The following is a 25763-nucleotide window of genomic DNA, read 5'->3' as shown; positions in this document are numbered from 1 at the left end:
CGGATCAGTTCCTTCCGGCCGGCGCGGACGGCTGTCCGGCGGCCTGCTTGCGCTGCTGCTGTCGCTGCTGGAGCTGCTGCCGGATGATCTCCAGGCTGCGGGTGACGGCGCCGACCTCGTCGTGGTGGCGCGGGTAGAGGACCGTGCGCCGGTCGCCGTCGGCGAGGGCCTCGGCGCGCCGGGCCAGTTCGCGCAGCGGCGCGATCACGATGATCTGGAGCCAGCCCAGGCAGGCCGCGCCGACCGCGAAGCCGAGGAGTCCGGCGAGGACGGTGCGGTTCTGCAGGCTGTACTCCTGGATGGCGAGTCCCTTGGCGGACTGCCAGCTGACCACGGTCCACTTCAGGTCCCCGGCCGCGCCGCCGCCGGAGAACGGCGCGGCGGCGGCGATGACGTGGTCGCCGCCGCTGCGGTAGAGGACGCTGCCGGGCCGCGGGGCCATGCCGACCTTGAGGGCGGAGCCGTCGACGAGGGCGTCGAGGCGTGCGTCGTCGAGCTTCTGGAAGGCGCGGTAGCCGCCGTTGGAGGCGATGATCCGGTGCTTGGCGTCGACGACGCGGATCTCCCCGAGGCCGGGCCGCTTGAGGAGGGAGTTGAGGAAGTCGATACGCAGCTCGCCGACGACGGCCGTGCCCGCCTTGCCGGGGACGGGTGCCGTCGCGACGATCACCGGGCTCTTGCCGCGGTCGTCGAGGGCCACCGGGTCCTTGCGGGGCCCCTTGCCGTCGGCGTCCTTCGGGGTGCCGCCCGCCCGGGCGAGGATCTTGCCGGAGGGGTCCAGGACGTAGAGGGACTGGTAGCGCGCGTGTTCGTCGGCGGTGCGCTCCAGGACCGCGCTCATGTGCTCGGGGGTGGTGTCGCCGTCCATCGACGAGGCCACGGACAGCAGGTCGGCCTGGCCCTCGTTGAGGGCGCGGCGGACCCGGTCGTTGAGGGTGTCGGTGCGTTCGCGCTGGTCGTTGACCAGCTGCTGGGGTACGACGACGGCGTCCCCGGCGCGGTTGACGAGCAGGCCCAGCGGGAGGCACCACGCGAGGAGCAGGACCGCGCACAGGGCGAGGAGCGTACGGGCGCCCGTACGGCGTTTGCGGCGGGCGCGGGCGGCGGGCGCGGCCGGGGCGCCGTCGCGCAGCTGGACGCGCAGCCGTTCCAGGGCGGCGGCGATCCGGGCGGCCTCGGCGCCCCGGGGGACGGCCACGGGGCGGGTGAGGTCGCCCCGGGTGAGGCGGCGGCTGTCGAGGAAGAGGGCGATCAGCGGGCGCTGCACGGTGGCGACGAGCAGGGCCACGACCAGGGCGCCGACCAGGAGCAGCGCGCCGGCCAGGACCATTCCGGCGAAGGCGTCGGAGGTGCGGGCCGGGTTCTGCGGCACGTTGACCATGGCGACGACGGTGAGGTCGAGGCTGGTGGCGGTGGTGCCGGCGCCCGCCTCGGATCCGGCGAGGCCCGCGTAACCGGCGGCGGCGCGGTCCCCGCCGGACTCGCCGCCCAGCAGGCTGCCGCTGACCCCGGGGAAGCCGCCGGAGCCGGGCTCCTTGGCGGTGAGGGGGTTGGCGCGGGTCTTCTTCGCGGCGGCCTTGGCGAAGGAGGCCAGCTGCTTGGTGTCGCGCTTGACGTCGGCGCGCTGGTTCTCGGCGACCATCTCGGGCTGGGGGATGCCGTCGCTGCTGAGGACGGCGCCGTCGGAGCCGACGACGGCGATGGAGCGGAACCTGCCGAGGCTGATGCCGGGGAAGCGCAGGCTGCTGGAGGCCACCAGCAGTTGCTGGGGCTGGTCCTTCCAGTTGAGGAGGGACAGGGTCAGCAGCCGGGTCTCGCCGCCGGGCATCCTGACCATGCGGGGGGCCAGGCCGTCGGCGCCGGAGAGTTTCGTGCGGTCGATGGCGGTCAGCGGGAGGTTCTCGCCGCGGGCGGCGAGCAGCCGGCCGGAGCCGATCTCGACGACGCCGGTGCCGCGCCACTTCTGGTACACGCTGCCGATGCGGTCGAGGACGGCGTCGGGGGCGACGGGCTTGCCGGTGGAGAAGAGGGCCGCGGCCCGGTCGAGGTCGGTGACGCTCTCGTCCAGGGAGGCGCGCAGGGCGATCGCGCCGTCCTCGGCGAAGTGCTGCTGCGAGGTGAGCACGGCCTCGGGCAGCCGGTCCTCGTGGACGGTGCCGAGGCTGAACGCGGTGAACCCCGCCAGGGCGAGCAGCAGTACCGACAGCACGGTGATCGGGGGCCTGATGCCACCGAGGAGTGACATGTCGGCCCTGCGGCGGGCCTTGCGCCGCCGCGTGGTGCGCGAAGCGGCCACAGCGGGGTCCTTCCTGGAGGGGGCGGGGGAGGTGCGGGAGGGGAGGGGCGGGGGGACGTACGGGGTCAGTCCGGCAGCTCCCGCAGGGCGCGGAGTCCGTCCTTGGCGGCGCCGCGGTTGAGCAAGGTGCCCTGGGTGCGTTCGAAGGCCAGCCGGTAGCGGGCGCGCTGCTGCGGCAGGAGCGGCGCGTCGCCGCGCAGGGCCTCGGCGACGTCGACCAGGCGGTGGTCGCGCACGGGCCGCGCGGCCGCGGCGGCCGGGTCGGTGCCGGGGGCGGCCTGCGGGTCGGGCGGGATGTCGGTGAAGGTGGGCACGTAGCGGGCCCGCACGTCCCAGGTGCCGCCGCGTTCGGTGAACTCGAACCAGCCGATGGCGCCCTCTTCGGTCAGTCCGCCGGGCACGTCGTGGCGGGCGAGCTGGTTGCCGAGCCCGTAGGCGATCCAGGTGCCGCCGATCTTCTCCATCGGCTGGACGACGTGGCTGTGGTGGCCGATGACCAGGTTGATCCCGGTCTCGCGGGCGATCCGGCGGGCCAGGTCCAGCTGCTGGTTGCTCGGGTCGGGCTGGTGCTCGCGGCCCCAGTGGATGGAGAGGACGACCACGTCGGCGCCGGCCGCGCGGGCCTTCTTCTCGGCGGCGGCGATGGCCTTGAAGCCGGTCAGGTTCGCCAGCCAGGGCTTGTCCGGGGGGAGGTCGTGCCCGTTGAAGCCGAAGGCGAAGGAGATCTGGGCGACCTTGACGCCCTTGACGTCCAGGATCAGGGGGGTGTCGGCCTCGGCCCGGCTGCGGGCGGAGCCGGTGTGGCGCAGGCCCTCGCGGTCGAGGGTGTCGAGGGTGCCGAAGACCCCTTCGGGGCCGTGGTCGAGGGTGTGGTTGGAGGCCGTGGAGCAGGTGTCGTAGCCGATGGCCTTGACCGTCTTGGCGATCTGCGGGGGGACGAGGAAGTCGGGGTAGGCCCGGAAGGGGCCGCCGGGGCTGCCGAGGACCGCCTCCATGTGGCAGATCCCGAGGTCGGCCCGGCTGATGACCGGCTTGACCCCCGCCATGATCCGGTCGAAGTCGTAGCCCTGGTGGCCGGCGGCCCGGGCGTCCCGGGCGGCCTGCTCGGTCAGCTGGGGGTGGATGAGGATGTCGCCCGCGGCGGCCACGGTGAAGGAACGGCCCCCGCCCGTGCCGCCCGTGCCGCTGCCGCCCGCCGGGCCGCGCTCCGTGCCGCCGAGGAGCCCGCAGCCCGCGAGCGAGAGGCTCAGCGGGAGGGCCAGCAGCGCGGCGCGCTTCCGGGAGGAGGCCGGGCGGACGGGGGCGAATTTCACTCAGCTATTTTCGGCCAGTGACGACTGCGAGATTCACAAAAAACGTAACGATTGTTGCGATCATGTGCGTAGCGATCATGGCTGGGGTCGCTTATGTCGCTTTCATGCCCTCTTATGTGGCCGAAAAGAGGCCTACGTCCATCCCTTCCCCTGTGGTCCCGGACACGGGTTTGCTGGAGAGGGTGACCCGATTCACCTCCGAATTCGGAGTGACGGGCGGCTATCGCGTACCGACGCGGGCGGAGCGGGATGCCGTCATGGAAGGGATATCGGCCCTTTTTGATGGGAATGTCGATAAAGCGCGTGCCCGCCTCGCCGACGTGGACTACCGCCTCGACACCTTCACCGACGGACCGGACGGCCGCCGCTTCGCCGAGGTCGCCGACGCGGCCGCCCGCCCCGGATCGGCGAACCGCGGCTGGGGCCGCGTCTACGTCGACCTCGGCGCGCCCCCGCGCTGGTCGGTCCAGGTCCCGCACCCCATCGCCGACCAGGACACCGAACGCCTCGGCGCGCAGGTGCTGCGCGGCGCCCCCGGCGGGGTCATGGTCCTGGCCGGGGCCCACCGCAAGGCGGGATCCGGATTCGGCGCCGACGCGGGCGGGGCCGAGGAGGAGGACACCGCCGCCTCCGGGGACGTGGCCGACATGGCCCACCGCACCGACTCCGTCTTCCACGCCGTGGTCACCGAGCTCACCCGCCGCGGCCTGCCCGGCATCCAGCTCCACGGGTTCGCCGACTCCTCCGCCCCCGCCGCCGGAGCCGTCGTCTCCACCGGGTCCGGCGACACGGCCGCCGCCGACGCGGAGCGGCTCGCCGCGACGCTGGAGGGCCGCGGGATCAGGCCGTGCCGGGCCTGGGCCGCGAACTGCCGCCTCTCGGGGCGGGGCAACGAGCAGGGCCGGCTGGCCGCCGAGCGGGGTACCCGATTCCTCCACCTCGAACTGGCCCGCTCCGTGCGGGCCGACGCGGGCCGGCTGGCCGAGGTCGCCGGGGCGGTCGCGACCGTCACCGAGGGGTGGGCCGGTGAGGCGGTGAAGGCCCCGGACGCGGCGGGGGCCGCCACCCCGACGGGATGACGGCCCCTGCTGCTGCTGTGATCGTGCGGCTGTGCCGCGGTGTACCGTTTCTGCGCCGTGCCGTGCGGCCTACTGCGTGATGTCGTGGTCGTGACCCGGGCGCAGACCGCCGCCGTTGCCCGAGCCGGTGCTCGGCTTGGGGGTGACCGGCTGCGTCAGCGGGGCCAGGTCGTAGGCGTAGTGGCCGACCGCGTTCGCGATGACGTCGACGTTGATGTCGAGCGCCTTCTGGTCGATGTTGTTGATGTCGTCGCCCTTGCCGTGGTAGTTCACGTCGTAGGCGACACCCGCCTGACCGCCGAACTTCGCGGCCTGCTCCGGGGTCTTGATGCCCTCGGCGCCCGTGTCCGTACCGCCGGAGGGAATCCCCGCCTCGATGAACGGGCCGTAGTCCGAGCGGCCGGTGAAGTCACTGCCCTCGTGCGGGATCTTCTGCGTGTCGAGGAAGTCGGTGATCTGCTTCTCCAGCTGCGCCGAACCCTCCGGGCCGGGGCCCGAGCCGACCTTGTCGGAGTCGTCGCCGTCGTAGACGAAGTAGGCGGCGTTCGGCGAGGCGATCATGTCGAAGTTCAGGTAGAGCTTGATCTGCTTCTTCTGCTCCGGCGTCAGCGAGGCGACGTACGCCTCCGAGCCGAGCAGGCCGAACTCCTCCGCCGACCACCAGGCGAACTTGACCTTGTTCTTGATCTTCGTCTGGCTGCTCGCCAGGCGCTGCGCGACCTGGAGGATGCCCGCCGAGCCGGAGCCGTTGTCGTTGATGCCGGGACCGGCCGCCACCGAGTCCAGGTGCGCGCCGAGGAAGACGGTGTTGTTCTCGTCGCCGCCCCGGGTCTCCGCGACCACGTTGAAGGTCTTGCGGTTCTCGCGCAGCTCGCGGAGGTCCAGGGTGACCGAAACCGGGCCGGCCGCCGCCTCGGCGGCCAGCTTCTCGCCCTCCGCCTGGGAGACGCCGCCGGTGGGGACCTTGCCCGCGTTCGCGTCGCCGAGGGTGCCGTTCAGGGCGCCCTCGGTGTTGTTGTAGATGATCGTGCCCACCGCGCCGGCCGCCGCCGCGTTCGCCTGCTTCACCGCGAAGGTGCAGCCGCCGCGCTTGACCAGCGCGATCTTTCCGGTGAAGGTGCCGGCCGCGAAGTCGCCGGGCTCGCAGCCGTTGCTGCCGTCGGCGTCGACCGGGGCGACCGCGAGCTGCGCGGTGACGCCCTCGGCCGGACCGCTGGCGGTGTACGTCATCAGCTTGATCGGGACGTCACGGCCGTCCGTGCCGTTGACCTTCAGCTTCTCGGAGATCGTCTCGACGTACACGAAGTCGAACTCGTTGCGCGTGACCTTGTACCCGGCCGCCTTGAGCACGGCCTCGACGTACTGGGCGGACTGGACGTGCCCCTTCGAGCCGGCGACGCGGGTGCCCTTGTTGTAGTCGGCGATCGACTGGAGGACCTTCAGGTGGTTGTTGGCACCCTTGCCGGTCGCCTCCTTGACCAGCTTCCTGGCCAGCGCGTCACCCTTGGCGGCATCGCTCTGCGGGCTTGCGGTGGCACCGGCCGGGCCGGCGAGGAGGAGCGGTGAGACGAGGGCCGCGGCCGCCAGTGCGGCGGTTGCTGCGGCTATACGGCGAGAGGGCATGAAGGTCCTTTCACGGCACGCGGTGCAATGGGGCGGGTGGTGGACGCACGTTAGGCACCAACCGGCCCCCCTCGCCAGGGTTTTCACTGCTTCCGGTTTGTGAAATCCGCATATCGGTGACTCTGCGCCGTCGAAATCCGGCCACCGTCCGAAGAGTGGTCAGCGGAGAATGCCCTCGATGAAATCGGAACCTATTCGAGCGACCGCGGACAGATCCAACTGATGCTGTACATAACGGCCTTGGCGGCGGGCGTGCAGCAGCCCGGCCTTCTTCAGCACCGCCAGGTGCCGGGACACCTCCGGCGGGGTGATCCCGTAGACCCGCGCCAGCTCGCTCGTCGTGTACGGGGCCCGCGCCAGGCTGCGGCACAGCATCATCCGCACCGGGTGCGCCAGCGCCTCCATCCGGCGCGCGAGCAGCTCCACCGAGCCGGGCTCGGGGGCCAGTTCGGGCGAGTTCAGCGGATAGTGCACCACCGGGCGCCAGCCGGGCGCGTGCAGCACCAGCAGGTGCGGCCAGCCGAAGTTCGTCGGCACGAACAGCAGCCCGGGACCGACCCGCGGATCGGTGGCCGTGGCCTGGCCGTTGACCATCTTGTCGGCGGTGATCATCGTCAGCCCCCCGTCCACGCTCAGCGCCGCGGACACCTCCCGCAGCGCCGCCGGCAGACCCTTGCGGCGCAGCACCTCCGCCTTGTGCCGGGTGTCCGCCGCCTGCCGGGGCTCTATCCGCCGCCAGGTCTCGGCGAAGAAGGCCTCGTCGCAGTCCTCCAGGAGCCGGCGCAGCCAGACCCGGACGGAGTCGGTGTCGTCCAGCAGCCGGAGCGAGAACTCCAGCTGACGGGGGCCGCGCGCGGCGGCCGCCTCCAGCGCCTTGGCCCGCGCGCCCGGGTCCTTCAGCGGTGAGGGCCCGCCGCCCTCGTTGTAGAGCGCGAGCCAGCAGTGCTCCAGGGCGGCCATCACGAACCGCTCGTCGTCCATCCGGTCGAGGATGTCCAGGTCCTCGGCCAGGGTCGCTCCGGGGCGGCCCGAACCGCCGGGGATCCCGGCGAAGGCCATGAAGATGTCGGAGAACGAACTGCGCCACATGAACTCGGCTTCGAGCAGCCGGTCCGCCAGGCAGGGGTCGAGCGAGGCTCTGGTGGAGGCCGTCCAGGAGTGGAGCTCGGGGTGGTGCGCGGGCTGCGACAGCGCGTGCAGGGCCATACAGAGCTCGGCGAGCGGAGCCGGCGCGAAACCGATCCGCTCCGCCGGGAGCCCGGCTATGTCGATCGTGACGCTCATCGCCCCATTCTGGCCCCGGACGGGCCCGCGCCGGAGCCGGGGGTACGCACTGCGCTCCGTCCGTCCGGGTGACGGGCGCAGGCGCTCCGGTGCAGGTGGGAGGCATCGATTGACGGTGAGCGTCAATCGTCGTGCGGGTTGCCGCCGACGGGGTGAGGGTGGATGCATGACCGCCACCGAGCAGTACCTCTTCGACAGCTACCGGGCCGCCCAGCACGGCACCCCCCAGCCCCCGCCGCCGGGCCGCGACGACTGGGCCGTCCTGCGGTCCGTCCGCACCGAGGCCCGCTTCCGCGCCGTCCTCGACGGCCGCCCCGCCACCCACCCCTGGCGCGCGGCCCTCCACCGCCTCCTCCACCCGGCGAGGCCCTGCTGAGGCCCGGCGAGGCCCTGCTGAGGCCCGGCGGGGCCCGGCCGGGCTGCTACAGCCGGTCCACGAACCCCCGTACCGCCGCCCGGACGTCGTCCGCCGTCCAGGACAGCCCCGGCTGCGTGACCTCGACCTCCGTCATCGCCATCCCCGGCGGGCCCTGCGCCGACCAGCGCCGGAACAGGAGCGTGCCCGTCTCCTCCGCGAGGCGCAGGCCCGCCTCCGTCAGCCCGTCCGCCCCGTACGGCAGCCACACCTGGAACTGGTGCGTGTGCGGCACCTCCGGGTGGACCCGGAACCACGGCACGCCGGCCTCCTCGAAGCCCTCCCGCAGAGCCGCGGCGACGACCTTCGCCTGCGCCACCCAGGACGGCAGCAGGGGCAGCTGCCGCTCCAGCCCGGCCAGCGCCGACAGGGCCTGCGGGAACTGGCGGAACACCTGCCCCCCGTACCGGTGGCGCCAGACGCGGGCCTCCTCCACGAAGCCCCGGGGTCCGGCCAGGCAGGCCCCGCTCAGCCCGCCGAGGGACTTGTAGAAGGAGACGTAGACGGAGTCCGCGAGCCCCGCGACCTCCGCCAGCGGCCGCCCGAAGTGGGTCGCGCACTCCCACAGCCGGGCCCCGTCGAAGTGGACGACCGCGTCCCGCTCCCGGGCCGCGTCGACCAGCTCCTCCAGCTCCTCCCAGGTCGGCAGCAGGAAGCCCGGGTCGCGCAGCGGCAGCTCCACCATCAGCGTGCCGAAGGGCTCCGCCAGGTCGGTGACCTCCTGCGCGGTCGGCTGCCGCGGCTCCACCGTCGGGTGGACCGTGCGCAGCCCGGAGACCACGGGCAGCGCGCCGCCCTCCCACCGCTCCGGATGGCTCATCGGGTGCAGCGCCACGACCGGGTTCCCGGTCCGACCCGCCCAGCAGCGCAGCGCGACCTGCTGCGCCATCGTCCCCGTCGGGAAGAACGCCGCCTCCTCGGTCCCCAGCAGCTCCGCGACCCGGGTCTCCAGCTCGGCGACGATCCCGTCGCCGTACACGTCGGCGGGTTGTCCCAGGTCGTAGGGGGCCTGCGCCAGCGCGGCGAGCAGCTCCCCGGCCGTCGCGTCCCGGCCGCCCCCCGAGAGGGACCGGTCCGCCGCCCGCCCCGCCGCCACCAGCCGCTTCGTGCGTTCCTCGTCATCGGTCATGGGCCCGATCATGCCTCCGGTCGGCGCGGCCCCGCCACGGCCCCAGGGGCTAGCATGGCGGCGTATCGTCCGGTACCCCCCGCGGACTGGAACGGAAGGCATTCCCCGCGTGAACGCACCCCATCAGACGGAGTCCCGGGATCCGTCCGGCCGTCCCGCCCGGCTCACCGTCGGCGTCGTCGGAGCCGGCCGGGTAGGCCCCGCGCTGGCCCGCGCGCTCCAGCAGGCCGGGCACCGTCCCGTCGCCGTCTCCGGAGTCTCCGACGCCTCCCGGCGCCGCGCCGCGCGGATGCTGCCCGACGTACCGGTCGTCCCGCCCGCGCAGGTGCTGGAGCGGGCCGAGCTGGTGCTGCTGACCGTCCCCGACGACGCCCTGCCCGGTCTGGTCGAGGGCCTCGCGGAGACGGGCGCCGTCCGCCCCGGCCAGCTCCTCGTCCACACCTCCGGGCGCTACGGGACCTCCGTGCTCGACCCCGCGCGCCGCGCCGGGGCCCTCCCGCTGGCCCTGCACCCCGCGATGACCTTCACCGGCACCGAGGTCGACGTGCAGCGCCTGGGCGGCTGCTCCTTCGGCGTGACCGCCCCCGAGGAACTGCGGCTGGCCGCGGAGGCCCTGGTCATCGAGATGGGCGGGGAGCCCGAGTGGATCGCGGAGGACAGCCGCCCGCTCTACCACGCCGCCCTCGCCCTGGGTGCGAACCACCTGGTCACCCTGGTCGCCCAGTCGATGGAGCTGCTCCGCACCGCCGGTGTCGAACACCCCGACCGGATGCTCGGCCCCCTCCTCGGCGCGGCCCTCGACAACGCCCTGCGCTCCGGGGACGCGGCGCTGACCGGCCCGGTCGCCCGCGGTGACGCCGGTACGGTCGCCGCGCACGTCTCCGAACTGCGCAAGCACGCCCCCGCCACCGTCGCCGGGTACCTCGCCATGGCCCGGACCACCGCCGACCGCGCCCTCGCGCACGGCCTGCTCAAGCCCGAACTGGCCGAGGACCTGCTCGGTGTCCTCGCCGACACCGCCGAACCGGAGGGTGGCGCCCGATGACCGGCCCGCTGCTGTTGCTGAACACCGCGGAGGAACTCCACAAGCTTCCGCGCACCGGCCGCCGCGCCGTCGTGATGACGATGGGCGCCCTCCACGAGGGCCACGCCACCCTCGTCCGCACCGCCCGCGAGCAGGCCGGCCCGGACGGGCAGGTCGTGGTCACCGTCTTCGTCAACCCCCTCCAGTTCGGGGCGAACGAGGACCTCGACCGCTATCCCCGCACCCTCGACGCCGACCTGCGGATCGCCGAGGAGGCGGGCGCCGACGCCGTGTTCGCCCCCGCCGTCGACGAGGTCTACCCCGGCGGTGCCCCCCAGGTGCGGATCGCCGCCGGCCCCATGGGCGAGCGCCTCGAAGGGGCCACCCGCCCCGGCCACTTCGACGGGATGCTCACCGTCGTCGCCAAGCTGCTCCACCTCACCCGCCCCGACCTGGCCCTCTTCGGCCAGAAGGACGCCCAGCAACTGGCCCTGATCCGGCGCATGGTGACCGACCTCAACTTCCCCGTCGACGTGGCCGGTGTGCCGACCGTCCGGGAGGAGGACGGGCTCGCCCTGTCCTCCCGCAACCGCTACCTGTCGGCCCTCGAACGGCACACCGCCCTTGCCCTGTCCCGCGCCCTGTTCGCGGGCCGCGACCGGCTCGCCGCCCAGGCGGCGCTGCGCGCCCGCGCCGAGGCCGCCCCCGCCAGCGACGAGCGCGCAGCGGGCCTGGCCCGGCTCGGCGAGATCCGGGCCTCCGCGGACGCGCACGCCGTCTCCGCGGCGGGCTCGGGCCTGCCGGACGCCGTACGGGCCGCGGCCCGCCACGTCCTGGACGACGCGGGCCGGCACGATCCGCCGCTGGTCCTGGACTACCTGGCCCTGGTGGACCCGCAGGACTTCACCGACGTCGGCCCCGACTTCACCGGTCAGGCCGTGCTGGCCGTCGCGGCGAAGGTCGGCGCGACCCGGCTGATCGACAACATCCCATTGGAGTTCGGAGCACACGCGTGAGCACCACAGGCAGAGGCATCCCGGCGGGCGGCACCGGCGGCACCGGCATACGGCTCCACGCCCCCGCCCCCGGCTGGGCCGTCGAGGCGGACGTCGTGGTCGTCGGCTCGGGCGTCGCGGGCCTGACCGCCGCGCTGCGCTGCGCCGCGGCGGGCCGCCGTACGGTCGTGGTCACCAAGGCGCGCCTGGACGACGGCTCCACCCGCTGGGCCCAGGGCGGCATCGCCGCGGCCCTCGGCGAGGGCGACACGCCCGAGCAGCACCTGGAGGACACCCTCGTCGCGGGTGCGGGCCTGTGCGACGAGGCGGCCGTGCGGCTCCTGGTCACCGAGGGCCCGGACGCGGTGCGCCGGCTCATCGCGACCGGTGCCGTCTTCGACACCTCCGCCGACACCGGCGAGATAGAGCTGACCCGCGAGGGCGGCCACCACCGGCGCCGCATCGCGCACGCCGGCGGCGACGCCACCGGCGCCGAGATCTCCCGCGCCCTGGTCGAGGCCGTCCACGCGGCGGGCATCGAGACCGTCGAGAACGCGCTCGTCCTGGACCTCCTCCAGGACGCGCGGGGCCGCACCGCCGGCGTCACCCTGCACGTCATGGGCGAGGGCCAGCACGACGGCGTCGGCGCCGTCCACGCGCCCGCCGTGATCCTCGCGACCGGCGGCATGGGCCAGGTGTTCTCCGCCACCACCAACCCGTCGGTGTCCACCGGCGACGGCGTGGCACTGGCACTGCGCGCCGGGGCCGAGGTGTCCGACCTCGAATTCGTCCAGTTCCACCCCACCGTCCTCTTCCTCGGGTCCGACGCCGAGGGCCAGCAGCCCCTGGTCTCGGAGGCGGTCCGCGGCGAGGGCGCCCACCTGGTCGACGCCGACGGGGTCCGCTTCATGGTGGGGCAGCACGAGCTGGCCGAACTGGCCCCGCGCGACATCGTCGCCAAGGGCATCACGCGCCGCATGCAGGAGCGCGGCACGCTGCACATGTACCTGGACGCCCGGCACTTCGGCGCCGAGATGTGGGAGAACCGCTTCCCGACGATCCTGGCCGCCTGCCGCGCCCACGGCATCGACCCGGTGACCGAGCCGATCCCGGTCGCGCCCGCCGCGCACTACGCCTCCGGCGGCGTACGCACCGACCTGCACGGCCGCACCACCGTCCCCGGCCTGTACGCGTGCGGCGAGGTCGCCTGCACCGGCGTGCACGGGGCGAACCGGCTGGCCTCCAACTCCCTGCTGGAGGGCCTGGTCTTCGCCGAGCGGATCGCCGACGACATCCTGGGCAGCGCCCCCGCCGGCAACGGACCGGGCATCCCGGTTCCCGCGACCGGCCCGCTCCAGCCCGCCGAGGCGCGCCACGAGATCCAGCGCATCATGACGCAGGGCGCGGGCGTACTGCGCTCCGCCGAGTCCCTGAGCGCGGCTGCGGCCGCGCTGGAGACCCTCTACACGACGGCCCTGGGCGAGCTGGAGGCCCACGGCAAGACCGCCGTCCCGGGCGTGGAGACCTGGGAGGCGACCAACCTGCTGTGCGTGGCCCGCGTCCTGGTCGCCGCCGCGCAGCGGCGCGCCGAGACCCGCGGCTGCCACTGGCGCGAGGACCACCCCGACCGGGACGACGCCGCCTGGCGCCGTCACCTCGTCGTCCGGCTGTCGGCGACCGAGCGGCGGGCCCTGGTCGTCGTCCCCACCGACTCCGCGGACTTCCCGTCCGTGGACGTCCCCCTCACCCCCCAGAGCCTGGAGCAGTGACCGTGAGCACCCCCGAACTCCCCCTGATCGACCAGAACGAAGGCGGCTGCGGCGACGACTGCGGCTGCGGCGAGGGCGAGGAGACCGGCCTCGACCCGGCGCTGGCCCAGCTGCTGGTGGACGCGGGCCTGGACCCGATCGAGGTCGAGGACATCGCGCACATGGCGCTGTCCGAGGACCTGGACGGCGGGGTCGACGTCACCACCGTCGCCACCGTCCCCGAGGACGCCGAGGCCATCGCGGACTTCGTGGCCCGCGAGGCCGGCGTCGTGGCCGGGCTGCGCATCGCCGAGGCCGTGCTCTCCGTGGTGTGCACCGAGGCCTTCGAGGTCGAGCGGCACGCCGAGGACGGCGACAAGGTCGAGGACGGGCAGCTGCTGCTGTCCGTCCGCGCCCGCACCCGCGACCTGCTGACCGCCGAGCGCAGCGCCCTGAACATCCTGTGCCGCCTCTCCGGCATCGCGACCGCCACCCGCCGCTGGGCCGACGTCCTCGATGGCACGAAGGCGAGGGTCCGCGACACCCGCAAGACCACGCCGGGCCTGCGCTCCCTGGAGAAGTACGCGGTCCGCTGCGGCGGCGGCGTCAACCACCGCATGTCCCTGTCGGACGCGGCCCTGGTCAAGGACAACCACGTCGTCGCCGCGGGCGGCGTCGCCCAGGCCTTCAAGGCCGTCCGCGAGGCCTTCCCGGACGTTCCCGTCGAGGTCGAGGTCGACACCATGCACCAGGTCCGCGAGGTCGTGGACGCGGGCGCCGACCTGATCCTGCTCGACAACTTCACCGTTCCCGAGACCGAGGAGGCCGTCACCATCGTGGCCGGCCGCGCCGTCCTGGAGTCCTCGGGCCGCCTCACCCTGGACACCGCCCGCGCCTACGCCGAGACCGGCGTGGACTACCTGGCGGTGGGCGCCCTGACGCACTCCTCGCCCGTCCTCGACATCGGTCTCGACCTGCGCGAGGCGGTGTAAGCGGTGCTGCTCACCATCGACGTGGGCAACACCCACACGGTCCTGGGCCTGTTCGACGGGGACGAGATCGTCGAGCACTGGCGCGTCTCGACCGATCCGCGCCGGACGGCCGACGAGCTGGCCGTCCTGATGCAGGGCCTGATGGGAATGCACCCGATGCTCGGCAACGAGCTCGGCGACGGGATCCACGGCATCGCGATCTGCGCGACGGTGCCGTCGGTCCTGCACGAGCTGCGCGAGGTCACCCGCCGTTACTACGGCGACGTCCCGGCGGTGCTGGTCGAGCCCGGCGTCAAGACGGGCGTGCCGATCCTGATGGACAACCCGAAGGAGGTCGGCGCGGACCGCATCATCAACGCGGTGGCCGCCGTCGAGCTGTACGGGGGACCGGCGATCGTCGTCGACTTCGGCACGGCGACCACCTTCGACGCGGTCTCCGCGAAGGGCGAGTACGTCGGCGGGGTGATCTCCCCGGGCATCGAGATCTCGATGGAGGCGCTCGGCGTGCGCGGCGCGCAGCTCCGCAAGATCGAGCTGGCCCGTCCGCGCAACGTGATCGGCAAGTCCACGGTCGAGGCGATGCAGTCGGGCGTGGTCTACGGTTTCGCCGGCCAGGTCGACGGGATCGTCACGCGCATGGCCAAGGAGCTCGCCGGGCCCGCGGGAGACCCGGCGGACGTCCGCGTCATCGCCACCGGCGGACTGGCGCCGATCGTCCTCGGCGAGGCGTCGGTGATCGACGACCACGAGCCGTGGCTGACGCTGATCGGCCTGCGGCTGGTCTACGAGCGCAACGCGCCGAACTTCGAGTGACGGCGGCGGCCTCCGCCCGCACGGGCGGAGGCACGCACCGTCAGGCCGAATCCTCAGCTTCAACCTGATCGGTTAGCTTGTCGGCGTCGGACGCACTCGCTCGCAGGCGGCACCGCCGAGACGGCACAGGACGGCCCAAATGCCCCGTGTTTCCCCGTACTTGCAGGTGGTCGACTCGCTCCGGTCCCGCATAGAGGCGGGCGAGTGGGCGGTCGGCGACAAGCTTCCCTCCCGCGCCCGCTTCGCGGACGAATACGCCGTCGGGCAGAGCGTCACCCAGCGGGCGATGGAGCAGCTGATCATCGAGGGCTTCCTCGAAGGCCGGGCCGGCTCCGGCACCTACGTGCGCACCCCGCGCCGGCGCATGCGGATGCTCCGCACCCGCCGCCGCGTGCCCGGCGCCGGCAACACCTTCCGCTCCGAGGCCGCCGCGCACGGCATCGCCGCGTCCTGGGACTCCCGGACCGTCCCGCAGGCCCCGGCGCCCGAACGCATCGCCGCCCGGCTGGCCATCGAGCCCGGCGCCCCCTGCGTGATGACCCGCTACGAGTTCATGGCCGACGGCAGCCCCGCCGAACTCTCCGAGTCCTGGGAGCCGCTGGAGATCACCTCGGGCACCCCGATCGTGCTGCCCGAGGAGGGCGAGATGCGCGGCGCCGGGGTCGTGGCGCGGATGCGGTCCATCGGCATCACCGTGGCCTCCGTGGTGGAGGTCCCGCGGCCCTCCCGCGCCGACCAGAACCAGGCCAACCTCCTCGGGATCAGCCTCGGTTCGCTGATCACCGAGATCGAGCGCACGTACATCGACGTCGACGGACGCCCGGTGGAGACCGCCGACCTCGTCATCCCCGACTCCCGCTACGAGATCGCGTACGCCTTCCCCGTGGACTGAGATCCGGCCGTGATTTCCGCGCGATTTTTCACGGAAATGGCTGGAGTACGCCTCCGGCGGGGATAGCGTCGCGCTTGAGAGACCGCGGTCCACGAGGCCGCGACCCCGTTCACGGCGGAGGAGACACCATGACCGCTAACGCCCGGCCCGACTGGCGGAAGTCGTCCCACTGCGGCGAGGGAGACGCCTGCGTCTACGTGGCGGCCGCCCCCGGCACGCTCGTCCGGGTGGCCGACCGGGCCGACCCCGCGCACCTGGTGATGGCCACCACCCACGCCGCCTGGGCCGACTTCGTCCGCTCGGTGAAGCGGACCGGCTGAACGGGGCGGCGCGGCCCTCCGCCGCGCCGCGAACCCGCACCATCAGGGGATTTTGTCCGATTAGCGCGTATCTTCGGCCCATGCCCACGCCTTACGGATCCCGCGGCGGCATGGCGTTCGGCGCCGCCGAGCTGCACGTGCTCAGGCGCCTCCTCGCCCACGCCCTCCAGCCCTCCACGGCCCCCCTGACGCCCTCCGAGGTCCAGGACTGCCTGCGCCTCGCCGCGTCGGTGGACGAAGCGGTCCTGGAGGCGGGCCGGCTCAGAGCGTTCCTGCTCGACGATCTCGCCCGCTACCGGGACGCCCTGCCCGGCAGCCTCTCCGGCTATCTGGAGCTGCTCCAGGACGCCCTGGCCGCCGGGTACGAGCCCGGGCCCGACGACCTCGCCGCCCTGCGCGCCCTGCGGGCCAACCCGGTCGCCGCCGCCGTCCTGGAGCGCGCCCAGGGCGTCGCCGAGCGGTCCGTGCGCCGCAGGCTCCGCACCGCCCCCGCGCCCCGCACCCGCCTGCTGGCCCTGGCCGGCGGCCGCGGGGAACCCCGCGCGGCGGACCCCGGCGCGAAGCCGGAGCGGCCGCGGCCCGCCCCCTCGCCCGAGGAGCCCCAGGGGCCCGGGCACCCCGGGCACCCCGGGCACCCCGAGCGCCCGGCGCGGCCCGTCCCGACCCCGGGCGAGGTCTTCCCGCCGCGCCGCAAGCCCACCCCGCCCCCGGCGGCCGGCCTCGCCGTGGGGTAGCTACGCTGGGGGGCATGGACTACGTCTCCGCGCTCGTGCCCCCCATCGTGATGGCCACGTTCTTCATCCTGCTCGTGAAGACGATCGTGAAGAGCCAGGGCGGATCCAACAAGGCCAAGGAGGACGCGGCCGTCGACGCCGTCCTCGCCCGCGCCGAGGCCACCCGCCAGCCGCGGAAGTAGCCGGCGCGCCGATGCCGTGGCCCGGGTGGACCCGCCCGGGTATTGGCCGCGCGTTGCCGCCCGAATAGTCGGGCAATTCATCCCAAGCCGCACTATCGTGCTGTTGTGCCTCGCCCCTTGGGAGAACTCGAAGACGCTGTGATGACGCGGGTGTGGCAGTGGAACCGCCCGGTCACCGTTCGGGAAGTCCTGGAGGACCTCCAGCAGGAACGGTCCATCGCGTACACCACGGTCATGACCGTTATGGACAATCTCCATCAGAAGGGCTGGGTCCGCCGGGAAGCCGAAGGCCGCGCCTATCGATATACGGCGGTCTCCACCCGCGCCGCCTACTCGGCCGCACTGATGAACGAAGCCTGGTCGACCAGTGACAGCCCCGCGGCCGCCCTCGTGGCCTTCTTCGGGATGATGTCCCAGGAACAGCGGGAAGCCCTCCGCGACGCCATCCGGATCGTCCAGCACGACGACGCCGAGGCCGCTCCCGCCCCCGACGCCGGCCCCGCCGAAGCCGAAGGGGAGTCCGGCGAGCAGCCCACCGCCCCGGGGCGATAGCGTCCGGGTATGGGAGAGCTTTCCACCGCAGACGCGAAAACAGTGACCATCCGCCGCGCGCGCACCCGTGATGTTCCGGCGCTGCGCCGCCTGCTCGACCAGTACGTGCAGCAGCGGATCCTCCTCGACAAAGCCCCCGTGGTCCTTTACGAGGACATCCAGGAGTTCTGGGTCGCGGAACGCGACTCCGACGGCCAGGTCGTCGGCTGCGGGGCTCTGCACGTCATGTGGGAAGACCTCGCCGAAGTCCGCACTCTCGCCGTCGACCGGGACCTCTTGGGAGCCGGCGTCGGACATCGGGTGCTCGCCAAGTTGTTGGAGACCGCCCGCCTGGTCGGGGTCAGCCGGGTATTCTGCCTGACCTTCGAAGTGGACTTCTTCGCGAAGCACGGCTTCGTCGAGATCGGCGAGACCCCGGTGGAGACCGATGTCTACATGGAGCTCCTGCGTTCCTATGACGAGGGAGTCGCGGAGTTCCTCGGTCTCGAACGAGTGAAGCCGAACACCTTGGGCAACAGCCGGATGCTTCTGCACCTCTGATCGATCACGGCCGCTTTTCCGGGCCGCAGCAGGCCTGAGGCCTATGTCCGAATCGCGTACGTTTCCCGCCTTGTTGAGGCCCTGAACCTCTCACCGGGGGTTTGTGTTTTCCAGGCAAAAGCGGTTTCCTTTCCGCGTACTGCATTTTCGATGAAAGGAAATCCGGTGGCACAGAAGGTTCAGGTCCTTCTTGTCGACGACCTCGACGGTGGCGAGGCGGACGAGACCGTGACGTTCGCTCTGGATGGCAAGACCTACGAGATCGACCTCACCACCGCCAACGCTGAAAAGCTCCGCGGGCTGCTCGACCCGTACACCAAGGGCGGCCGCCGCACCGGCGGACGCGTCTCCGCGGGCCGTGCCAAGGGTGGTCGCGCCGCCGCGTCGGCCGGCAATCCGGACACCGCCGAGATCCGCGCGTGGGCCAAGGAGAACGGCTACAACGTGAACGACCGCGGCCGTGTCCCCGCCGACATCCGCGAGGCCTACGAAAAGGCCAAGGGCTGAGGCGTACGCCTTCGCAGCCGTGCCCGGTGACATTCCGTCGCCGCCGCGGCCACCAGGCGTACGAGGTCGGGCCCGCAGGCCCGCTGTCCGGGACGGTGGCCCTGCCCCGGACCGGGCAGGGCAGGCAGTGACGCCTCGCACCCCAGCTCGGGGGGCCGCAGCCAGACGGCGGCCCCCCGAGGGCTTTCCCTCCCGTTCCGCCCCGGCGGCACGGGGGCGGCGATCCCGTCCCCGGCACCCAGGGCGGTGAGCTCCAGCGCCACCCCGCCCCACTCCAGCCAGTCGAGGAGCCCGTCCAGCTCCTCCGCGGCCCCCGGGGCCACCAGGAAGCCCATCCGGCCCCCGGCCAGCGCCACCGGGCCGGTGGCGACCGGGCGGCGCAGCAGGGCGGCACCGGCGTCGGCCGGCACCTCCAGCACGTCGAACCGGGTCCCGGTGACCAGCCGGCCGGGCGGCCCGCCGACGACGGCCCAGCCGAGCACCCGCTCGTACCAGGAGCGGACGTCCTCCTCGGGCGGGACGCGGGGCGAGGAGACGGCACTCGCGGCGGTGAGGGGCATGACCGGAGCAACTCCGCCCCGCGCCGCGGGGTTACGGAGTGCGGCCGATCCGGTGCGGAGCGTAAAGGTCCGCCGGGCGGAGTCCCACATTCGGGACACAAGCGTGTTCGCCCGTAGCGGAGGGACGTGTGCCCGGGGGCATGGAGTGTCAGTCCTTACGGGTAAGACATTCCTAGTGGATCGGGGCGACACGCTGATTTGAGCGGCTCCCGTTCGCCATCGGCGTACACGTGTGACGGGTATCTGCCTGGCCTGCGGGAACATCGTCTCGCACCATCGGGTTGGAGCAGTAGTCGGCTCTTACAGCCGGTTTTCCTCACCGACGTGGGGGTGAGCCGTGGACGGATGTCGGCAGTTGGAATGAGCTGTCCCGTCCCGCGGGACTAGCATGCGGAAGGACAGGGCGGGGACCGACCCCGAACTGCCCGACCGCTCTGAGGAGCGATAAACGATGTTCGAGAGGTTCACCGACCGCGCGCGGCGGGTTGTCGTCCTGGCTCAGGAAGAAGCCCGGATGCTCAACCACAACTACATCGGCACCGAGCACATCCTCCTGGGCTTGATCCACGAGGGTGAGGGTGTCGCCGCTAAGGCCCTGGAGAGCCTCGGGATTTCGCTCGAGGCTGTTCGCCAGCAGGTTGAGGAGATCATCGGTCAGGGGCAGCAGGCCCCGTCCGGCCACATCCCCTTCACCCCGCGGGCGAAGAAGGTCCTGGAGCTTTCGCTCCGCGAGGCCCTCCAGCTCGGCCACAACTACATCGGCACCGAGCACATCCTGCTCGGCCTGATCCGCGAGGGCGAGGGCGTCGCCGCCCAGGTCCTCGTGAAGCTGGGCGCCGATCTGAACAGGGTCCGGCAGCAGGTCATCCAGCTGCTCTCCGGCTACACCGGGGGCGGCAAGGAGTCGGCCACCGCGGGTGGCCCGGCCGAGGGCACCCCCTCGACCTCGCTGGTCCTCGACCAGTTCGGCCGCAACCTCACCCAGGCGGCCCGCGAATCCAAGCTCGACCCGGTCATCGGGCGCGAGAAGGAGATCGAGCGGGTCATGCAGGTGCTGTCCCGCCGGACCAAGAACAACCCGGTCCTCATCGGCGAGCCCGGCGTCGGCAAGACCGCCGTCGTCGAGGGCCTGGCCCAGGCGATCGTCAAGGGCGAGGTGCCCGAGACCCTCAAGGACAAGCACCTCTACACCCTGGACCTGGGTGCCCTGGTCGCCGGTTCCCGCTACCGCGGTGACTTCGAGGAGCGCCTGAAGAAGGTCCTCAAGGAGATCCGCACCCGCGGCGACATCATCCTGTTCATCGACGAGCTCCACACCCTCGTGGGTGCGGGTGCCGCCGAGGGCGCGATCGACGCCGCCAGCATCCTGAAGCCCATGCTGGCCCGTGGTGAGCTCCAGACCATCGGTGCCACGACGCTGGACGAGTACCGCAAGCACCTTGAGAAGGACGCGGCCCTTGAGCGCCGCTTCCAGCCGATCCAGGTGGCGGAGCCTTCCCTCCCCCACACGATCGAGATCCTCAAGGGCCTGCGCGACCGCTACGAGGCCCACCACCGCGTCTCCATCACGGACGAGGCCCTCGTCCAGGCGGCGACGCTGGCGGACCGGTACATCTCGGACCGCTTCCTGCCGGACAAGGCGATCGACCTGATCGACGAGGCCGGCTCCCGGATGCGCATCCGCCGGATGACCGCGCCGCCGGACCTCCGTGAGTTCGACGAGAAGATCGCGGCCGTGCGCCGCGACAAGGAGTCGGCCATCGACTCCCAGGACTTCGAGAAGGCGGCTTCCCTCCGTGATTCGGAGAAGCAGCTGCTCGCCGCGAAGGCCAAGCGCGAGAAGGAATGGAAGGCCGGCGACATGGACGTCGTCGCCGAGGTCGACGGCGAGCTCATCGCCGAAGTCCTCGCGACCGCGACCGGCATTCCCGTCTTCAAGCTCACGGAGGAGGAGTCCTCCCGCCTCCTGCGCATGGAAGACGAGCTCCACAAGCGCGTCATCGGCCAGAAGGACGCCATCAAGGCGCTCTCCCAGGCCATCCGCCGCACCCGTGCGGGTCTGAAGGACCCGAAGCGTCCCGGTGGCTCGTTCATCTTCGCCGGTCCGTCCGGTGTCGGTAAGACCGAGCTGTCCAAGACGCTCGCCGAATTCCTCTTCGGTGACGAGGACGCGCTGATCTCCCTCGACATGTCGGAGTTCAGCGAGAAGCACACGGTTTCCCGCCTCTTCGGTTCGCCCCCCGGCTACGTGGGCTACGAAGAGGGCGGCCAGCTGACCGAGAAGGTCCGCCGGAAGCCGTTCTCCGTCGTCCTCTTCGACGAGGTCGAGAAGGCGCACCCGGATATCTTCAATTCCCTTCTCCAGATCCTGGAGGACGGTCGCCTGACCGACTCCCAGGGCCGGGTCGTGGACTTCAAGAACACGGTCATCATCATGACGACCAACCTGGGTACGCGGGACATCTCCAAGGGCTTCAACCTGGGCTTCGCCGCCCAGGGCGACGTCAAGACCGGTTACGACCGGATGAAGGCGAAGGTCAACGAAGAGCTCAAGCAGCACTTCCGGCCCGAGTTCCTGAACCGCGTCGACGACACGGTCGTCTTCCACCAGCTCAGCCAGGAAGACATCATCCAGATCGTCGACCTGATGATCGCCAAGGTGGACGAGCGACTCCGCGACCGCGACATGGGCATCGAGCTCAGCGGTGAGGCGAAGATGCTCCTGGCCAAGCGCGGCTACGACCCGATCATGGGTGCGCGCCCGCTGCGCCGGACCATCCAGCGCGAGATCGAGGACCTGCTGTCGGAGAAGATCCTCTTCGGCGAGCTGCGTCCCGGTCACATCGTGGTCGTCGGCGTGGAGGGCGAGGGCGAGGAAGCCAAGTTCACCTTCCGCGGCGAGGAGAAGTCGGCGCTGCCCGACCTCCCCCCGATCGAGGCCACGGGCTCCGGCCCGGACCTGTCCAAGGGCGCGTAAGCGCCGGCGGCAGGCCGTAGTACGAAGGGGCGCCCCCGGGATCACCTCCCGGGGGCGCCCCTTCGTCGTGCCCCGCCCCGGGCGGCCCCACGAGGCCGTCGGCGGGGCTCCGGGGCCGCGCACCGCGCCCGTGCCCGCCCCGGGCCGCCCCGGCCGCCTCCGGGCCCCTGAGGGCGCTGAGGGGCGCTGAGGGGCGGGTTCCGGGCCCCGGGGGCCCGGTACGGGGATCCCGTGCAGGTGTCCCGGCCGGGCCCCCGGGCGGGTGCGGTCCCCCGGAGGGGCCTGGAGGCCGGTGACGCAGGCCACTTGGGCCCTTCGGCGCCGGTGACAAGCGGCACAGGGCAAAACGGACCTACTAGAACGACTCGTAGATTTCGCCGCCCGTTTTGTCCCCACTCCGTCGCAGTAGGGAGCCCGTCAACAGGTCCGAAAGCCCAGCCGTTCCTACGAGCCCGGGTAGTAAAAGGGGTGTTTGGGGAAGCCGGGAGGCCCGGGTTACCAAGGTTGAGCAAGCCCGGCAGCCACGGCCCACGGTCGCAGCGCCGGGTCCTTTCTTGCCCGATACACGCCCTGTCCCCGGCCCCGGAGGTCTCCACATGTTCGCGAAGCGCGTCAGCACCCGTCGTACCCGTATCGCCCTCGCCGCCACCGGTCTCGGTGCGGCCCTGGCCATCGGGGCCGGGACGACCGCCGCCTTCGCAGCAGAGGCCCCCGCCGCCCTCCCCGCCGTCGCCGAGCAGGTCTCCGTCCAGGCGCAGGCGCAGGCCCGGGCCGCCGCCGCGAAGGGCCTGTGGGACAAGCCCGTGAAGAGCTACACGCTGTCCGCGACCTTCGGCAAGGGCGGCACCATGTGGTCGCACAAGCACTCCGGCCAGGACTTCGCCGTCCCCGTCGGCACCCCGGTCAAGGCCGCCGCCGCCGGCACCGTCGTGAAGGCCGGCCCGAACGGCGGCGGCGACGGCCCCGCGTACGGCAACGCCGTCGTGATCAAGCACGCGAACAACACGTACTCGCAGTACGCGCACCTCTCGAAGATCCAGGTCAGGATCGGCCAGAAGGTCTCCGTGAAGCAGCAGATCGCGCTGTCCGGCAACACCGGCAACTCCAGCGGCCCGCACCTCCACTTCGAGATCCGCACCACCCCGAACTACGGCTCGGCCGTCAACCCGGTCGCCTTCCTGCGCACCGTCGGCGTCAGCGTCTGAGACGCCCCCGGGCCTCGCGGGATCCCCGCGGGCCCCGGCGGGATCAGATCAGCCACGAGTGCGTCGGCCGGGTCTTCTTGTCGAGCTTGTTGTTCTTCAGGCCCGTGATCTGTTCCTGCCCCAGCGCGCGGTCGAAGATCCGGACGTGGTCCAGCGGACCGTCCCACGCGGCGCTCCAGATCCCGTGGTGGCGGGCCCGGCCCAGCTGCAGCGGGCCGGGACCGGCCCAGATGCCGGACACCTGGGCTTGACCGGCCTGCTTGTCGTCGACCCACAGCGCGATGGTCTTCTTCTCCGCGTCGTACGTCCCCGTCAGCAGGGCCCACGTCCGCGTCGTGTCGACGTTGTCCACGACCACCTGCTGGGCCGTCGCGGCCTGGCCCTTGTCCCCGGTCTGCACCCGGAACACCCAGGCCTTCTTGCCGTTGACGACCTCGAAGCCCAGCTCGAAGGAGTACGAGTCCCCGTCGCCCTGGCTGACCGCCATCCGCGAACCGGTCTCGGCCACGTTGTAGGCGCGCGTGGAGACGGTGAAGCTCTTCGAGACGTCCACGGCCGCCTCGGCGCCCTGCGCGTACGAGTCCGCCGCCCCCTTGAACCTGACCTCGGTCCGCTTGGCCAGCTCGCCCAGCGAGGCACCCGGGCCGAGCGCGATGCCCATCTTGCCGCTGCGGTCGCGCAGCAGGTTCGGCTCGCCCGCAACGGTCGGGGAGTCGTCCTCCGGGGTCTTGGGGTCCGGGGACTCCGCCGAGCCGGAAGGACCGGGGGAGCCGGAGGAGGCCGTCACGGGACCCTTGCCCGGGTCGTCCGAGCCGCCCAGGACGAAGAAGGCCGCGCCGCCGGCCACCAGCGCGACCACCAGGGCGCCGATGCCGATGGTCAGCAGCCTGCGCTTGCGCCGCTGCGCCTCCGTGCGGTCGGCCATCGCCTGCCAGTCAGGCTGCGCGGCGGCACCGAAGGGCTCGGGCGCGGGCGCGAGCGGTTCCGCGGCGAGCGGGGGCTGCGCCTGCGGCGGGCCGAAGCCGCCCTGGCCGCCGGCCGGTCCGCCCGGTACGGGCTCGGGCTGGTAGGGGTTCGAGGCGGCGCCGGGGGCGGGCTCTCCGGGCTGCGGATAGCCGTACCCGCCGGGTATCCGTCCCGGCGGGTATCCGTAGCCGCCGCCGCTCCCGGGGGCGGGGTCGGGCTGGGGGCCGTGCGGGCGATCCGTACCGTCAGTCATGGCACGGATGCTAAAACATCGCGGTGCGCGGGCGAACGGCCGCGTCAGCCCGGCAGCTGGACGATCGGGAAGCTGCCCGTCGCCGTCGGGGCGTGCTCCGGCAGCCACAGCACCGCCACCGCCCCCGCCGCGGCGCCCCCGCCCGTCGCCTCGCCGGGGCCCGCCACGTTGCGGAACGTCAGCCGGGCCCCCAGGACCCGGGCCTGGCCCTCCGCGATGGTCAGCCCCAGCCCGTGCCCGACGCCCGCCCGGTCCGTCGACCCGGTCCGGAACCGGCTCGGCCCCTCCAGCAGCAGCGCCTCGGGGAATCCGGGGCCGTGGTCCCGCACGCGCACGACCCGGCCCTCGATGTCGACCTGGATCGGCGGCCGCCCGTACCGTGCGGCGTTGGCCAGCAGGTTCCCGAGGATCCGCTCCAGACGGCGCGGGTCGGTGCTGACGATCTCGTCCGCGACGACCCGTACCGAGGCCTCCGGCATCAGCGTGGACACCCGCCGGCTGACGAACTCGCCCAGCGCCACGTCCTGGAGCTCGGCCCGCTCGGACGCGCTGTCCAGCCGGGCCACCTCCAGCACGTCCTCGACCAGGGCCCGCATCGCCCGCGCCCGGTCGAGCACCAGCTCCGTCGGGCGGCCCGGGGGCAGCAGCTCCGCGGCCGTGAGCAGGCCCGTCACCGGGGTCCGCAGCTCGTGCGCGATGTCCGCGGTCACCCGCCGTTCGGCCTCCAGCCGCTGCTGGAGGGCGTCCGCCATGGCGTCCACGGCCCGTGCGAGATCGTCCGTCTCGTCCCGTACGACACCGCCCACCGCGTCCCGCACCCGTACGTCCGGATCCCCGTGCGCCACCCGCTGCGCGGCGGCCGCGGCCTTGCGCAGCCGGCTGGAGATCTGGCCGCCGATGAGCACGCCGAGGGCCGAACCCCCGATCACGACGGCGAGGGAGCCGACCACCAGCGCCCGGTCCAGGTCGCGCACCATGTTGGCGCTCTCCTGGAACCGGTGGCTCAGGGAGAGCACCTGCCCGTTGCCGAGGGGGACGGCGGCCCACACCACGGGCCCCTTGCGGGACTCCTGGACGTAGGTGCCGCGCCGTCCCGACCGGGCCTTCTCGCGCAGTTCCGCGGGCAGATCGGGGTCGTTGAGCTTCGCGCCCCAGATGGGCTTGCGGCCGGCGTCGGTGCGGGCGATGAACTGCACCCGCTCCAGCTCGGCCTCGCGGGCGCTCTCCAGCATCGACACGCGGGCAGCGCTGTGCACCACCAGGCTGAGCGCCAGCGCGGTGAGCGCGCCGACGGCGGCGATGGCGAGCGTGATCTTCCAGCGGATCCCCGTGCGCAGGGTGAAGCGCCTCATGCGGTCGCGGTC

At 72.8% G+C, this 25763-nt stretch carries 24 protein-coding genes; 16 read left to right on the top strand and 8 right to left on the bottom strand.

Features of this window, described 5'->3' with window-relative positions:
- Nucleotides 1–4: 4 nt before the first annotated feature.
- Both ACZ5D2_RS34275 and ACZ5D2_RS34270 read right to left on the bottom strand, forming a co-directional pair.
- A complete protein-coding gene (locus tag ACZ5D2_RS34275; protein WP_371681233.1) occupies nucleotides 5–2245 on the bottom strand; it encodes a HAMP domain-containing protein in 2241 nt (746 codons plus the stop codon).
- A 116-nt stretch (nucleotides 2246–2361) separates the two neighbouring features.
- Nucleotides 2362–3546, bottom strand: coding sequence for a CapA family protein (locus ACZ5D2_RS34270; RefSeq protein WP_468934872.1), 1185 nt, complete (start codon nucleotides 3544–3546; stop codon nucleotides 2362–2364).
- 320 nt (nucleotides 3547–3866) lie between these two features.
- Here ACZ5D2_RS34270 and ACZ5D2_RS34265 point away from each other — a divergent pair, with 320 nt between their 5' ends.
- Nucleotides 3867–4688, top strand: coding sequence for a hypothetical protein (locus tag ACZ5D2_RS34265; RefSeq protein WP_371677991.1), 822 nt, complete (start codon nucleotides 3867–3869; stop codon nucleotides 4686–4688).
- Between the two features lie 69 nt (nucleotides 4689–4757).
- Here the strand turns inward: ACZ5D2_RS34265 and ACZ5D2_RS34260 are convergent, their stop codons facing one another.
- Both ACZ5D2_RS34260 and ACZ5D2_RS34255 read right to left on the bottom strand, forming a co-directional pair.
- Nucleotides 4758–6311 (bottom strand): M28 family metallopeptidase, encoded by a 1554-nt coding sequence (locus tag ACZ5D2_RS34260; RefSeq protein WP_371677992.1) that lies wholly within the window; start codon nucleotides 6309–6311, stop codon nucleotides 4758–4760.
- A gap of 159 nt (nucleotides 6312–6470) precedes the next feature.
- Nucleotides 6471–7595 (bottom strand): DUF5937 family protein, encoded by a 1125-nt coding sequence (locus ACZ5D2_RS34255; protein ID WP_371677993.1) that lies wholly within the window; start codon nucleotides 7593–7595, stop codon nucleotides 6471–6473.
- Nucleotides 7596–7761: 166 nt separating this feature from the next.
- On the opposite strand from ACZ5D2_RS34255, the gene ACZ5D2_RS34250 reads away from it, so the two are divergent.
- Nucleotides 7762–7971: a hypothetical protein gene (locus tag ACZ5D2_RS34250; protein WP_371677994.1), complete on the top strand. Its 210-nt coding sequence runs from the start codon at nucleotides 7762–7764 to the stop codon at nucleotides 7969–7971.
- 46 nt (nucleotides 7972–8017) lie between these two features.
- Here the strand turns inward: ACZ5D2_RS34250 and ACZ5D2_RS34245 are convergent, their stop codons facing one another.
- On the bottom strand, nucleotides 8018–9139 hold the full coding sequence (locus ACZ5D2_RS34245; protein WP_371677995.1) for a threonine aldolase family protein: 1122 nt from the start codon (nucleotides 9137–9139) through the stop codon (nucleotides 8018–8020).
- Between the two features lie 109 nt (nucleotides 9140–9248).
- Here ACZ5D2_RS34245 and ACZ5D2_RS34240 point away from each other — a divergent pair, with 109 nt between their 5' ends.
- The 12 genes from ACZ5D2_RS34240 to ACZ5D2_RS34185 all read left to right on the top strand — a co-directional run bounded on the left by ACZ5D2_RS34240 (nucleotide 9249) and on the right by ACZ5D2_RS34185 (nucleotide 18438).
- Nucleotides 9249–10184: a Rossmann-like and DUF2520 domain-containing protein gene (locus ACZ5D2_RS34240; protein WP_371677996.1), complete on the top strand. Its 936-nt coding sequence runs from the start codon at nucleotides 9249–9251 to the stop codon at nucleotides 10182–10184.
- Nucleotides 10181–11179, top strand: a complete 999-nt coding sequence (gene panC, locus ACZ5D2_RS34235; protein ID WP_371677997.1) for a pantoate--beta-alanine ligase — start codon at nucleotides 10181–10183, stop codon at nucleotides 11177–11179. The genes ACZ5D2_RS34240 and panC overlap by 4 nt, the downstream gene beginning before the upstream one ends.
- Nucleotides 11176–12927, top strand: coding sequence for an L-aspartate oxidase (locus ACZ5D2_RS34230; RefSeq protein ID WP_371677998.1), 1752 nt, complete (start codon nucleotides 11176–11178; stop codon nucleotides 12925–12927). The genes panC and ACZ5D2_RS34230 overlap by 4 nt, the downstream gene beginning before the upstream one ends.
- A 2-nt stretch (nucleotides 12928–12929) precedes the next feature.
- The gene (nadC, locus tag ACZ5D2_RS34225) at nucleotides 12930–13898 is read left to right on the top strand and encodes a carboxylating nicotinate-nucleotide diphosphorylase (RefSeq protein WP_371677999.1); all 969 of its coding nucleotides are present in this window, start codon (nucleotides 12930–12932) and stop codon (nucleotides 13896–13898) included.
- 3 nt (nucleotides 13899–13901) lie between these two features.
- A complete protein-coding gene (locus tag ACZ5D2_RS34220) occupies nucleotides 13902–14711 on the top strand; it encodes a type III pantothenate kinase (protein WP_266839828.1) in 810 nt (269 codons plus the stop codon).
- 139 nt (nucleotides 14712–14850) lie between these two features.
- Nucleotides 14851–15603: a GntR family transcriptional regulator gene (locus ACZ5D2_RS34215; protein ID WP_371678000.1), complete on the top strand. Its 753-nt coding sequence runs from the start codon at nucleotides 14851–14853 to the stop codon at nucleotides 15601–15603.
- Nucleotides 15604–15731: 128 nt separating this feature from the next.
- Nucleotides 15732–15923, top strand: a complete 192-nt coding sequence (locus tag ACZ5D2_RS34210) for a DUF397 domain-containing protein (protein WP_266839824.1) — start codon at nucleotides 15732–15734, stop codon at nucleotides 15921–15923.
- Nucleotides 15924–16003: 80 nt separating this feature from the next.
- A complete protein-coding gene (locus tag ACZ5D2_RS34205; RefSeq protein WP_371678001.1) occupies nucleotides 16004–16657 on the top strand; it encodes a hypothetical protein in 654 nt (217 codons plus the stop codon).
- A gap of 14 nt (nucleotides 16658–16671) precedes the next feature.
- A complete protein-coding gene (locus ACZ5D2_RS34200; RefSeq protein WP_371678002.1) occupies nucleotides 16672–16839 on the top strand; it encodes a hypothetical protein in 168 nt (55 codons plus the stop codon).
- 105 nt (nucleotides 16840–16944) lie between these two features.
- Nucleotides 16945–17391, top strand: coding sequence for a BlaI/MecI/CopY family transcriptional regulator (locus tag ACZ5D2_RS34195; protein ID WP_371678003.1), 447 nt, complete (start codon nucleotides 16945–16947; stop codon nucleotides 17389–17391).
- Nucleotides 17392–17400: 9 nt separating this feature from the next.
- Complete coding sequence (locus ACZ5D2_RS34190; protein WP_371678004.1) at nucleotides 17401–17931, top strand: amino-acid N-acetyltransferase; 531 nt, start codon at nucleotides 17401–17403, stop codon at nucleotides 17929–17931.
- Nucleotides 17932–18096: 165 nt separating this feature from the next.
- Nucleotides 18097–18438, top strand: coding sequence for a histone-like nucleoid-structuring protein Lsr2 (locus ACZ5D2_RS34185; protein ID WP_030236840.1), 342 nt, complete (start codon nucleotides 18097–18099; stop codon nucleotides 18436–18438).
- Here the strand turns inward: ACZ5D2_RS34185 and ACZ5D2_RS34180 are convergent.
- Complete coding sequence (locus ACZ5D2_RS34180) at nucleotides 18417–18998, bottom strand: SCO3374 family protein (protein ID WP_371678005.1); 582 nt, start codon at nucleotides 18996–18998, stop codon at nucleotides 18417–18419. The two genes, ACZ5D2_RS34185 and ACZ5D2_RS34180, sit on opposite strands and share 22 nt — an antisense overlap.
- Before the next feature lie 451 nt (nucleotides 18999–19449).
- Between ACZ5D2_RS34180 and ACZ5D2_RS34175 the strand changes: the two genes are divergently transcribed.
- Together ACZ5D2_RS34175 and ACZ5D2_RS34170 are read left to right on the top strand one after the other, a co-directional pair.
- The gene (locus ACZ5D2_RS34175) at nucleotides 19450–21975 is read left to right on the top strand and encodes an ATP-dependent Clp protease ATP-binding subunit (protein ID WP_371678006.1); all 2526 of its coding nucleotides are present in this window, start codon (nucleotides 19450–19452) and stop codon (nucleotides 21973–21975) included.
- Between the two features lie 596 nt (nucleotides 21976–22571).
- A complete protein-coding gene (locus ACZ5D2_RS34170; protein ID WP_371678007.1) occupies nucleotides 22572–23180 on the top strand; it encodes a M23 family metallopeptidase in 609 nt (202 codons plus the stop codon).
- A gap of 43 nt (nucleotides 23181–23223) precedes the next feature.
- Here ACZ5D2_RS34170 and ACZ5D2_RS34165 read toward each other — a convergent pair whose 3' ends face one another.
- Both ACZ5D2_RS34165 and cseC read right to left on the bottom strand, forming a co-directional pair.
- Nucleotides 23224–24399, bottom strand: a complete 1176-nt coding sequence (locus ACZ5D2_RS34165; protein WP_371678008.1) for a LamG-like jellyroll fold domain-containing protein — start codon at nucleotides 24397–24399, stop codon at nucleotides 23224–23226.
- A gap of 44 nt (nucleotides 24400–24443) precedes the next feature.
- On the bottom strand, nucleotides 24444–25751 hold the full coding sequence (gene cseC, locus ACZ5D2_RS34160) for a two-component system sensor histidine kinase CseC (RefSeq protein WP_371678009.1): 1308 nt from the start codon (nucleotides 25749–25751) through the stop codon (nucleotides 24444–24446).
- Nucleotides 25752–25763 lie beyond the last annotated feature (12 nt).

It is taken from the genome of Streptomyces sp. NPDC031479, from assembly GCF_055581065.1.
Note: the sequence above shows the minus strand (reverse complement) of the source record. Positions and strands in the feature narration are given on the sequence as shown.